Origin of the sequence: Subsaxibacter sp. CAU 1640, assembly GCF_023156585.1 — a bacterium.
Taxonomy (GTDB): Bacteria; Bacteroidota; Bacteroidia; order Flavobacteriales; family Flavobacteriaceae; genus JBPOFM01.
The window spans coordinates 1,043,877-1,055,622 of sequence record NZ_JALNMI010000001.1 but is presented as its reverse complement, the minus strand read 5'-3'; the positions used below and the strand labels follow the sequence as shown (position 1 = coordinate 1,055,622).

Below are 11,746 nucleotides of genomic sequence, written 5' to 3'. Positions count from 1 at the left end.
CACTCCGGTCTGGCCAGAAAGAAAACCTGACGTCGCATCCGAAAGCGTGAACTCTCCAATGCCCCCACCAAGGTCGCACGAACGCAAAGGCCCCGAAACACCATACGTGGGCAAAGGGTTGACTTCAAGATTGAAGGAAGTAATACCATAACAATCAGAAGTTATATTTTCAAATATTCTTACATAAATAATTTGTGGGTTTGAAGTATTGGTGTAATTGGCCAGGTTTGTGATTGGGTTATTCCCAGCTTCCGCATCAACCATAGACTCATAATACTCAACAGTATAATCTGTTGAAGGTTGACTTCCCAAGATTACCGACGATTGTTGAGTTAAATCAAACTGGCCAAATCCATCGTTACTGCTATCATCACAAATAAATAAATCATTCGGCTGATTTGCAATAGCTCGGTCATTTACAATTAAATTAAAAACTGGATTTGTAGAAACAGTAATACAATTGGCATTCCCACTGCTTTCCAATCTAACGAAGATGGGTTGAGGGTTAACTGTATTTAAAAATGGACTAGAAATTGGATTGGATCCACTATCTGCGTCAGTAAACGATGTATAGTATGATACACTAAAGTTAGAGGCAGGCTGTCCCCCAAGGATAGCTGCGGTTTGCAAATCCAGATCAAATTCTTCAAAACCGTCGTTGGAAACATCATCACAAGCAGTCATATCAGCAACAGGATTGATAATCGGTTCGGCTATTACATTCAGAGTGAAAGAGGCTGTATCATAACAACCAGAATTTAAATATTCCATTCTGGCGTAAATAGTTTGCCCATCAATTCCTGAATATAAATCGGGAGCTGCTATACTACTAATATCTCCATCCGCATCTGTTTGGGACTCATGGTATGTAATGACATAGTTTGAGGGGTCTGTAATTGAACCCAACATTAGAGGTTCATTTTCAGTTAAATCAAAGTTGTATGGCGGAGAACCTGGATTACACAGATATAAGTCTTGAACGGAATCAATAGTTATGTTTGGATAAAATTCAACTATTATCGAATCGCTAGTTTCACAACCTGCGGCAAAAAACACATCAACACTGTAAGTTCCAGATTCTGTCACATCAAGGGTTGAGCCTGTTTCACCTGCAATGACATTACCATCTTGATACCAAGCATGCGTTCCATTTGGAGCTTGAGTATCTAAAGTAATTGTGCTGCCGTCACATTGAGCTGTACCTCCTGAAATTGTAATATCATCTCCCAATTCACCTCCCAAAACAAAACTCCCAGCTTCCAGAAATATTGCAGAATCCCATATGGAGTCACCTTGATCAGCAACCACCAATTTAATTTCATAAGTAACACCTAAAGTTACGTTGGCAACAGCGGTCAATACTTCTGTCCTGCCTCCGTAATTAGTATCACCAATGTTATAACCATCAAAATATGTTGGATTAGCTGTGCAAACCCCAGAATTGTTGATGTTTGTAACACTTACTGGCGTACCGTTTGGCAAAACTGCTAGGTTGGTATACGTGGTTGTCCCTACTTCACGGAGTAAAAAAGCAAAACTGTCAGCAAAACTGCACTCTGTGCTCCCATCATATTCCTCTGAAGCCATCAAATATCTGAAGCTAATCGTGTTTGTTGTGGGTACAAAGTTAAACTTGATAAAGGTAGCATCATTAGTGTTTGTTTGACTTAAGGCTGCCTCAAGATCTGCATCTCCAGGATCATTATTGTCATTGCTAACTAAAATAGGATTGATTGAATTTCCAGCTTCATAAGCCCTTCCAGTAGTTAAAATAACGCCTTCCTCAAAAGGGAAGTTCATAGCACCCCCCTTATTGAAGTATCCATAACTTTTTGTTTGCAAATCACCTGGATTGCCGTTGACTTGATAAGAAAAATTATCAACAGCCGAACAACCTCCCGACACTAGCACATTTTCAATGAGTTGCTCGGGAGTGTATGATGATTCTGTATAAGCTGAATTATTGATACTGACTATAGCTTGTAAAACTAAGACTGAAATGGTTGCCGTTCCTGAACATCCTTGAGGATTAGTATCAGTCACGGTGAATGTGACACTATAGGTTCCGGGATTATTAAATGTATGTGACACTGACTGTCCTGAAACTGTTGGGCTACCATCTGCAAAATTCCAATTATAAGTTGCTCCTGTTCCATCTCCAGAAAAAGTTGCACTACCATTAAAGTCCACTGAAGATCCTGGAAAAATAGTTATTACTCCAGAGCCGTTAGCAACTGGATTAGTACTATCAATTGTAGGTGTAATTGTTTGACATGGTTCAGCGCATAAAATATTAGCCGCAAAACCCGAACCTGTACCAGAATCGTCACTGACAAATTGCAAAGTGATGCATCCACTCGTATTTGAAGGTGAAGCAGAAACCGTTCCTGGACTATTTGCAGGGCTTCCAGAATAAGTACCAATAATGGGAGATGATGTATCCGGACCATCATAAATGGTTAGGATATCACGATTCAACTGTGTATTAAAAGCAGTGAAGTCAAGAATTATAAAATCTCCAGGATTAATGGCACATAGCGTAGTAACACTATTTTCATTACTACTATAGTTTCCTGCCGAACCTCCAGAATCATATAATCTATCTGGACTGCATCTATTGAATGTACCATTCTGCATAAAAATATCTTGCGAAAAGACATTCAATGATGAGATGAGCAAAAGGGCAAGTAGATAAAAATTCTTCATTTAAAGGCAATAATGGAAATCTTAATTAAATCTTATATCTAATAGAAAAAAATGACAATTATTCTCAATCTTTTGTTTTATTCAAAAAGAATTAAATGATTAATTTATAAAAACCAAAATTCAATTTTTAAGGGATTTTTCAATAAGCGGGAAATTTAAGAAATTTTAACTAATTCCCTCGACCATTTATGGATAAAAATTAGAGTTTAACACATTCATAAAGCTATTTTGAATCCACTTTATCTATTAATCTGTGCTGCTTAAATAAATTATAATTAGCTTTCTTCAGTATTATAATTTGTAAATTTGCAGAAATTTAATTTTCAAATGAAAATCTCAATAAAAGAAACAAACAACCCAACAATCATAAAGTTTGAAGCCGACACTTTTTTGACCAATCACAAGAGTTATGAATTCAACAATATTGATGAAGCAAGTGCTTCTCCTTTGGCACAACAACTGTTTTACCTTCCATTTGTCAAGAAAGTTTATATTTCAGGTAACTTCATTGCCATAGAACGCTATAATATTGTGGAGTGGAAAGATGTCCAAAATGAGGTTTGTGACCAAATTGAAGATTACCTAAATTCTGACGGAGTTGTTATAACCGATAAAACAGCTAGCAAAAAAGTGCCCGTCACTGTATATGCCGAAAGCACTCCAAATCCTTCCGCCATGAAATTTGTGGCCAACAAAAAGCTTGTTGCATCAACTTTTGATTTTACATCCATAGACGAAGCGAAACACTCACCGTTGGCAACAAAATTGTTTCATCTACCTTTTGTGAAAGCGGTTTTTATGGATGAGAATTATATTTCCATTACAAAATATGATGTTGCAGAATGGAGTGACATCACAATGGAACTGCGGGAATTTATCAGAAATTATATTGAAGAAGGTAAGGAGATTGTAGCTGCAAATGCACCCGAAGTGTTCCATAAAACAACTGAACAACTAGATAAAAACTATGATTCACTTAATGACACCTCAAAAGAGATTGTAAATATTTTAGAAGAATATGTGAAACCGGCAGTTGCAAGTGATGGCGGAAATATTCAATTTGAATCGTACAATCCAAATACAAAAACGGTTAAAGTGATTTTACAAGGCGCTTGTAGCGGCTGCCCGTCATCTACATTCACTTTAAAAAGCGGTATTGAAAACATGTTAAGAGAAATGATGAAAGGCAGAGTTGAACTGGTTGAAGCCATTAATGGTTAAAAATTTGTATATTTAAGAGTAAAACATTTTTTAATTAAAAATTCTTAAATATGTCTGTATTAAAAGTTATTGAAATCATGTCCAACTCTAATGAAAGTTGGGAAGATGCAACGAGAAAAGCTGTCAAACATGCTGGTAAAAGTGTGAAAAACATTCGTTCGGTGTATGTTAGAGAGCAAAGTGCAGTTGTCAAAGACAACGATGTCATTGAGTTTAGAGTCAATCTAAAAATTACCTTTGAAGTCAATTAAACTGACTTAATATCTCAAAAGCACTCTAAAAAGAGTGTTTTTTTTGAATCAATCTTAAACATTAGATGAACAAAAAACGTAGCAATAAGCTTATCGAAGAGACAAGTCCATACTTGTTACAGCATGCAGAAAATCCGATTGATTGGCATGCATGGAACGAAAACACTCTAAAACTTGCAAACACATCAGGCAAACTTATTGTTATAAGCATCGGATATTCGGCATGTCATTGGTGCCACGTCATGGAACATGAGAGTTTTGAAGATGATGATGTTGCCGCATTAATGAACCAAAATTACATAAACATTAAGGTAGATAGAGAGGAAAGACCGGATATTGACCAAGTGTATATGAATGCCATTCAATTGATAACAGGTTCAGGTGGTTGGCCGTTAAATATCGTGGCACTTCCTGACGGAAGACCTGTTTGGGGAGGCACCTATTTTAAAAAGGAGATATGGATGAATGCCTTGAATCAAATTTCAAATCTATACAAAACCAAACCCGAAAAGCTTTTCGATTATGCTGACAAGCTGGAGCAGGGCCTTAAAAATATTGATCTAATTACCTTAAATCCTAATACAGATGATTTTTCTACTGAATTTATTCAACAGACCATAGACAATTGGTCGCATCAATTTGATTACCGATTCGGTGGCATGTCAAGAGCTCCAAAATTCATGATGCCAAACAACTATCAATTTTTGTTGAGATATGCATATCAAATGAATGATTTGCCTCTACAAGAATACGTCAATACCACGCTCACTAAAATGGCATTTGGAGGAATTTTTGATCATATTGGAGGAGGGTTTTCACGCTATTCGGTAGACGAAAAATGGCATGTGCCTCATTTTGAAAAAATGCTTTATGATAATGCTCAAATGGTAAGTTTGTACGCCGAGGCTTTTCTAATAACCAAAAACAATCTGTATAAAGATGTTGTCATAGAAACCTTGAATTTTGTGGATAGAGAACTAAAAGGTCCACACGGCAATTTTTATTCGTCATTAGATGCAGACAGTTTAAATCATGAAGGCACTTTAGAAGAAGGTGCTTATTATGTTTGGAATCAAAACGAATTAAAATCTCTCCTGAAAGAGGATTTTGGACTATTCGCTGATTATTATAATGTGAATGCCTATGGTTTTTGGGAAGAAGGCAATTATGTGTTGATTCGCAGTGAAGATGATGATTCTTTTCTTAAAAAACACGAATTGACTTCTGAATCATTATTCAAAAGAAAAGAAAACTGGAAAGATATCTTACTAAAGGCTCGTCAAAAAAGGAAGCCTCCTCGTCTAGATGATAAAACATTGACCTCATGGAATGCTATGATGATTAAGGGATATTTAGATGCTTACAGGGTTTTAAAAGAAGAACCCTATTTACATACGGCAACCACTTGTGGAGAATTTCTACTGAAAAATCAAATAAGGGAAGATGGTGGCCTTAATCACAATTTTAAGAATGGCACAAGCAATATTAATGGTTTTCTTGAAGATTACGCCACGTGCATTGACGCATTCATCTCGTTATACAACCACACTCTAGATTTAAAATGGCTTTTTATATCAAGAGATTTGACCAATTATTGTTTTGATTTTTTCTTTGACGACCAAAGCAAATTATTCTTTTTCACGTCCGAAAAGGATACAGCTTTGGTGAGTAGAAGCGTTGAATACAGGGACAATGTTATACCAGCAAGCAATTCCACCATGGCAAAGAACCTTTTCACATTATCACATTATTTTGACAACGAGCATTATGCCAAGACTGCCGAAACCATGTTGAACAATATAAAACCTGAAATCCAAAATTATGGTTCTGGGTTTTCCAATTGGCTGTACTTAATGATGAACTATACTGAACCTTTCTTTGAGGTTGCCATAATTGGTAATGAATCTCTTGAAAAAATTAAGGAGCTGAATCTCAATTATACTCCCAACAAAATTGTTGCAGCAAGTTTTAAGGAAGAATCTTTACCTTTATTCAAAAACAGAGCTGTGGAAGGTAAAACCCTGATATACGTTTGTGTCAACAAAACCTGCAATATGCCTGTCGATACTGTTGAAAAAGCGATAAACCAACTTAAAAAATACCCATGAAAACACTTCAAATTATTCTAATGCTTCTGGTCGCAGTTGAGCACTTATATTTTTTAGTTTTAGAAATGTTTCTATGGACTACACCTAAAGGCATTAAAACATTCGGCTTAAAATCCAAAGAGTTCGCCGATGAGACGAAAACTTTAGCAGCAAATCAAGGATTATATAATGGATTTTTAGCCGCTGGACTTATTTATTCTATCATATATAAAGATATAAGAACAAGCATTTTCTTTTTATCATGTGTCATTATAGCAGGTATCTATGGGGCATATTCCACTAAAAAAATGAAGTTGTTTTACTTTCAATCGGTTCCTGCAATAATTACATTAATCTTAACATTATAAATTTTAGAAAGTGATTTTTTTTTAGTTTATTCCAAACCAAAAATAACTATATATGAAAAAAACACTTTTAGGAATATTACTGACAATATTTCTTTGCAACACTAATTGGGCTCAAGGTGAAATGGGCGGAAGACAAATTGTTAACGATGGGTTTATTCTTACAACTCCTACTCAAGTAAATGCGAGAGTAGAAGGTTCTCCTTACATTACAGAGGATTACGTCCCAGCAAGAATTTCAGTTTTTGAGAACAAAATTTTTGCGGTCAAATATGACGCCTTATTAGACGAGATTTTGGTAAAAAAAGAGCAAGGAACCGAGTCTGAAGCCTATGCATTACCTAAAAATGGAAGGCAAGACATTTCTATTACTCTTCTATCTGATAATAAAACCTATCAGATTTTTGACTATGTCAACGATACAAGTGAACAATCTACAGGTTTTTTTATACTTCTAAACTCTCCCATAGCATCAATAAAACTGCTTAAAAAAGAAACAGTGCGTTTTTACGAGGAGCGAGTTGCGACTTCTGGATATGATAAAAGTCGCCCTGCAGAATATAGAAGATTAAACGATTCATTTTATATTAAAATAAACGACCAACCAGCTATCGAATTCTCTAATAACAAAAAAGATTTTGCTAAATTGTTTCCAAAGAACGAGAAGGAAATCCTAGATTTTATAAAATCTGAAAAAATAAAACTGAAAGAAGAATCTGATTTAGTTAAACTAGGTCAATATCTCAATCAAATTAAATAACCACGATTAACTAATGATAAATTAATAACGAAATGGACATTCAAAAATGGGTTGATGCTGGATATGATTTATTGATAATTTATGCACCTAAAGTTTTGGCTGCAATTCTTATATGGATTATAGGTTCTTGGGTGATTAAGATGATAACCAAAGGTGTTCGGAAAGCTTTAGATAAAGGAGATTATGACATAAGTCTCAAGAAATTCCTTCTCAATCTCATCGGATGGCTACTAAAAATTGTGTTAATTATCGTAGTTCTAGGAACTGTAGGAGTTGAAACCACCTCCTTTGCTGCAATAATAGCAGCGGCTGGTTTGGCCATTGGTTTAGCACTTCAAGGGTCTTTGGCTAATTTTGCCGGTGGAGTCTTAATAATGATTTTTAAACCAATTAAAGTAGGTGATTTTATAGAAGCACAAGGTGAAGCTGGAACTGTAAAAGAAATTGAGATTTTCACCACAAAACTTACTTCTCCTGACAACAAAGAAATAATCATTCCCAATGGAAAATTATCAAATGATAATATTGTAAATTATTCTGCTTTGGAAATGCGTCGTGTGGATTTGGTTATTGGTGTGGGTTACGAATCTGATCTTAAAGTCACCAAAGATATTTTGATGGCTCAACTCACCAATCATCCTCTTGTTTTAAAAGAACCGGCACCATTGGTAAGATTGGTTGAATTAGCCGACAGTTCTGTGAATTTTAATGTAAGACCTTGGGTTAAAACAACTGACTATTGGGCTGTTTACTATGATATTCTTGAAAGTACCAAAGAAGCACTAGACGAGGCAGGAATAAGCATACCATTTCCACAACGTGATATTCATATTATTAAAGAAGATTAGGATCTTAAACCGATAAACTCCTTCAGATAATAAGGTTCAAAATAAGCGACATCCTCGATGTCGTTTTTTTTGTACTTATCGTAAGCTAACATTCCCATTTCAGAAGCAGAAGGCAATTTATCCCCAATAAATTCAGAATTATAATGAGTGATCATTGTTTTTAATTTGTCGACTCCATTTCCTATGAAGTGAACTTTATGTTTTTCAAGATATTGCTTAAAAGAATCTTCATTCAATATTTGAGCTTCCGTATCACGAATTTTGAAATATTTTGAATCGTAAATAGCCGAATAAACCTCCATACGTCTTGCATCCAACATTGGCACAATAATATCATCACCTTTACATAAGACCTTATGAGCCAAAGAGTGAAGTGTATCTACTGAAATCAATGGAATATTTAAGGCGTAGCACAAACCTTTGGCTGCAGAAACGCCAATTCTTAATCCTGTGTAAGAGCCTGGACCTTTACTTACCGCAATTGCATCTAGTTGTGATGCCTTCAATGAGACTGACTTCAATACCTCATCAATATACACATGAAGTGATTCTGCATGAGAATAATTAAGATTATTATCCTCTTTTAAAACCAAAGTTTCCCCATCTTTCGATAGAGAAACAGAACAATTGGTTGTAGCCGTTTCTATGTTAAGTATGTATGCCAAGTCAAACTACTTGTTTTCCGTGGAACTTTCTTGTTTTTTTACCTCAATTTTATCACCTGGTTTGAGCGTTTTGGAAACCACATTGTAAGGACCAGTAATTATTTGATCGCCTTCTTTCAATCCAGAAATAATCTCAATTTTTGAATCGTCCTGTATACCAGTTTTTACCACTCTTAATTTGGCTTCACCATTATTTGCAACAAATACACATTCAAACTTCTGCTCCTCATTCACTTTTGGTTTGTCAGACGTATCGGTAGATTTGGTGTAAGAAGTTTTAGCAGAAGTTGTATCAGTTTTAATTACAATTGCACTGATGGGCACTGCCACTGCATTCGCTCTTTTATTGGTAAGTATGTCCACGGTAGCAGTCATTCCAGGTCTAAAAGGTGAATAGTTCTCTGGTCTATCTTTCATCAAATCTGCATAGGATTCTTCAAGAATTCTAACTTTTACTTTAAAATTGGTAACTTGATCAGCAGTTAAGGTTTCGCCTGCAGAATTAGCAATTTCAGTAACCACGCCTTTAAATTCTTTTTTGAGATAGGCATCGACTTCCACAATAGTTGAATCGCCAATTCGCACTTTTACAATATCATTTTCGTTGACATCGATCTCAACTTCCATATTGTTTAGGTTGGCTACACGCAAAATCTCGGTTCCTGCCATTTGTTGCGTACCAACTACACGCTCTCCCAATTCGACATCTAGTTTAGAAATGGTGCCACTCATTGGAGCGTAAATTGTGGTTCTGTTGAGATTATCCATTGCTTCATTAACAGAAGCACCAGCACTTTGAACATTGTAATAAGCCGATTGTTTATTGGCTTGCGCTATTTCATAAGATGAAACTGCTTTGTCCCAATCAGCTTTGGAAATAATTCCTTTTTCAAACAGTTGTTTGTTTCTGTCGTAATTTAATTTCGCTTCTCTTAAAGATGCTTCAGCCTGTTCCAATCCAGCTTTTACGTTTTGATAACTTGCCTGTGATCGATTTACGGCAGATTGAATCAAGTCTGGATTCACTCTTACCAATAGGTCTCCTTTTTTAACTTGCTGACCTTCCTTAAAAGGCAATTCAATGATTTCGCCTGAAACTTCACTGGAAATTTTAACCTCGACTTCTGGTTGAATTTTTCCTGTTGCCGACACTTTCTCGACAATGGTTGCCAACTCGACCTTTTCAACTTCAACTTCCTTGAAATCTCCTTTTTTACCGAACCATCCCATACTTGAGCCTGCCAATAACAATACAATTGTTAATACAACGACAATCAATAGGATTTTTACTGTTTTACTCATGATGGTTTATTTAGTTTTAAACGTCTTTGTTTAAGGATATATCTATTTTAAAATTACTAAAATTTGAGTTGATCTACTGGAATTCCAAAATATAATTCCAATACTTTCAGTTTAAAAATATAATCATATTTGGTGCGATTCAATTCTATTTTCGCGTTATCATATCTCACTTTTGATTGGCTAAAATCGAATGCATTAGTTAACCCAACGTCATAACGTTCTTTGGCATAATCATACGCCAATTCTTGTGATTCCAAAGCTGATTGAGCCGCTTCATAAGTTTTCATAGCACCTTTAGCATCTACATATGCCTGATAAACTGTTGATTCCAAATCCAATTTTGCTTGTTCCAATTGATATTCAGAATCCAATAAATTGATTTCGCTTCTCTTAACGCTTGCTTTTGTAGAAAATCCGTTAAGGACAGGAATGTTCAATTGCAATCCATATCCAATACCATCATTTTGGTATAATTGATCAAAAAATGGGTCAGCTCCTACTTGTGTGGTAATTGTATTAGGAAATTCTCCCACAACCGCTTGTCCAGTTTCTTGCACTACACCTATTTGTTGAATACTTGTAGGATTATTTGGATCGACAGATTGTGTGAAAGATGTGGCATCAGTGTACCTAGTATCATATCCAAAAAAAGCCGATAAGGTCGGATAATTTGCACCTTTCGCAATCTGTAGATCTTTTTTGGCTAGTTCTACATTTTGTTCAGCAATTTTTATTTCAGATCTATTTTCTTTTGCTTTCTCAATAATTTCAAAAACACCCTTGTCTGAAACACCTTCATCTACGATATCGTAACCTTCATCTTCAATGTCAAAATTCTGGTAATCTTTAATGAGTAATAATTGCGCTAAACTAATAAGAGATACCTGAATTGTATTTTCTGCAGCAACGATTGATTGCTTTTCACTGGCATCCGTTGCTTTGATTTCTAACAGATCGCCTTGAGGCAAAACACCAGCATCTACTAAATCTTGCGTTCTCTGTAACTGTTCTTGCGTGACTAGATTTTGAGATTTCAAAACCTCCAGATTGGCTTTGTTTAAAATGACCTGAAGATAGTTATTGGCCACAAAAAGAGATATGTCATCTTTCATTTTCGTTAAGCGATACTGCGATGCCAAGTTTGATATTTTAGCACGTTGCACTTGTCTGAAATTTCTTAAACCATCAAACAAAGTATAACCAACATTAATTCGACCTGTTACCGATAAAAATGTAGTAGTTTGTGCGTTGTTGGTGACTGGGTTGAAACTCAAACCAGTGTTTTCTGAAACACCACCACTTAGGTTTAGAGAGGGTACGAAATTACCAACCGCAGTCATCTTCTCGATTTCGGTAAGTTCCACATCCAATTCACTTTGCTTAATAGAGATGTTGTTCTCCATGGCGTGTTGCACACACTCTTTAAGCGTCCATTTTTTCATTTGGGCTTGAGAAGCAACTCCAATTAAAACAAAAACTATAATGATTGATTTTTTCATAATTAAATTATATGTCTATTCAGAAATAAAAGTGTTACAGTT

10 protein-coding genes are annotated in these 11,746 nt (G+C 35.5%); 6 read left to right on the top strand and 4 right to left on the bottom strand.

Annotated features, from left to right (window positions below):
• A partial coding sequence (locus tag M0G43_RS04490) for a choice-of-anchor L domain-containing protein (RefSeq protein WP_248023770.1) occupies positions 1–2,706 on the bottom strand: 2,706 nt, incomplete at its 3' end.
• Between the two features lie 327 nt (positions 2,707–3,033).
• Here M0G43_RS04490 and M0G43_RS04485 point away from each other — a divergent pair.
• The 6 genes from M0G43_RS04485 to M0G43_RS04460 all read left to right on the top strand — a co-directional run bounded on the left by M0G43_RS04485 (position 3,034) and on the right by M0G43_RS04460 (position 8,238).
• Positions 3,034–3,927: a NifU family protein gene (locus M0G43_RS04485; RefSeq protein WP_248023769.1), complete on the top strand. Its 894-nt coding sequence runs from the start codon at positions 3,034–3,036 to the stop codon at positions 3,925–3,927.
• 50 nt (positions 3,928–3,977) lie between these two features.
• The gene (locus M0G43_RS04480) at positions 3,978–4,178 is read left to right on the top strand and encodes a dodecin family protein (protein ID WP_248023768.1); all 201 of its coding nucleotides are present in this window, start codon (positions 3,978–3,980) and stop codon (positions 4,176–4,178) included.
• A 65-nt stretch (positions 4,179–4,243) separates the two neighbouring features.
• Positions 4,244–6,286, top strand: coding sequence for a thioredoxin domain-containing protein (locus M0G43_RS04475; protein WP_248023767.1), 2,043 nt, complete (start codon positions 4,244–4,246; stop codon positions 6,284–6,286).
• Complete coding sequence (locus M0G43_RS04470; RefSeq protein ID WP_248023766.1) at positions 6,283–6,633, top strand: DUF1304 domain-containing protein; 351 nt, start codon at positions 6,283–6,285, stop codon at positions 6,631–6,633. Before M0G43_RS04475 ends, M0G43_RS04470 begins: the two co-directional genes overlap by 4 nt.
• Before the next feature lie 52 nt (positions 6,634–6,685).
• Positions 6,686–7,390, top strand: coding sequence for a hypothetical protein (locus M0G43_RS04465; RefSeq protein WP_248023765.1), 705 nt, complete (start codon positions 6,686–6,688; stop codon positions 7,388–7,390).
• A 32-nt stretch (positions 7,391–7,422) separates the two neighbouring features.
• The gene (locus M0G43_RS04460) at positions 7,423–8,238 is read left to right on the top strand and encodes a mechanosensitive ion channel family protein (RefSeq protein WP_248023764.1); all 816 of its coding nucleotides are present in this window, start codon (positions 7,423–7,425) and stop codon (positions 8,236–8,238) included.
• Here the strand turns inward: M0G43_RS04460 and tsaB are convergent.
• Genes tsaB through M0G43_RS04445 form a run of 3 tightly spaced genes read right to left on the bottom strand, consistent with a single transcriptional unit; the run spans position 8,235 to position 11,704 of the window.
• A complete protein-coding gene (tsaB, locus tag M0G43_RS04455) occupies positions 8,235–8,903 on the bottom strand; it encodes a tRNA (adenosine(37)-N6)-threonylcarbamoyltransferase complex dimerization subunit type 1 TsaB (RefSeq protein WP_248023762.1) in 669 nt (222 codons plus the stop codon). The two genes, M0G43_RS04460 and tsaB, sit on opposite strands and share 4 nt — an antisense overlap.
• A gap of 6 nt (positions 8,904–8,909) precedes the next feature.
• Positions 8,910–10,208: an efflux RND transporter periplasmic adaptor subunit gene (locus M0G43_RS04450; RefSeq protein ID WP_248023809.1), complete on the bottom strand. Its 1,299-nt coding sequence runs from the start codon at positions 10,206–10,208 to the stop codon at positions 8,910–8,912.
• A 53-nt stretch (positions 10,209–10,261) separates the two neighbouring features.
• A complete protein-coding gene (locus M0G43_RS04445) occupies positions 10,262–11,704 on the bottom strand; it encodes a TolC family protein (protein WP_248023761.1) in 1,443 nt (480 codons plus the stop codon).
• Positions 11,705–11,746 lie beyond the last annotated feature (42 nt).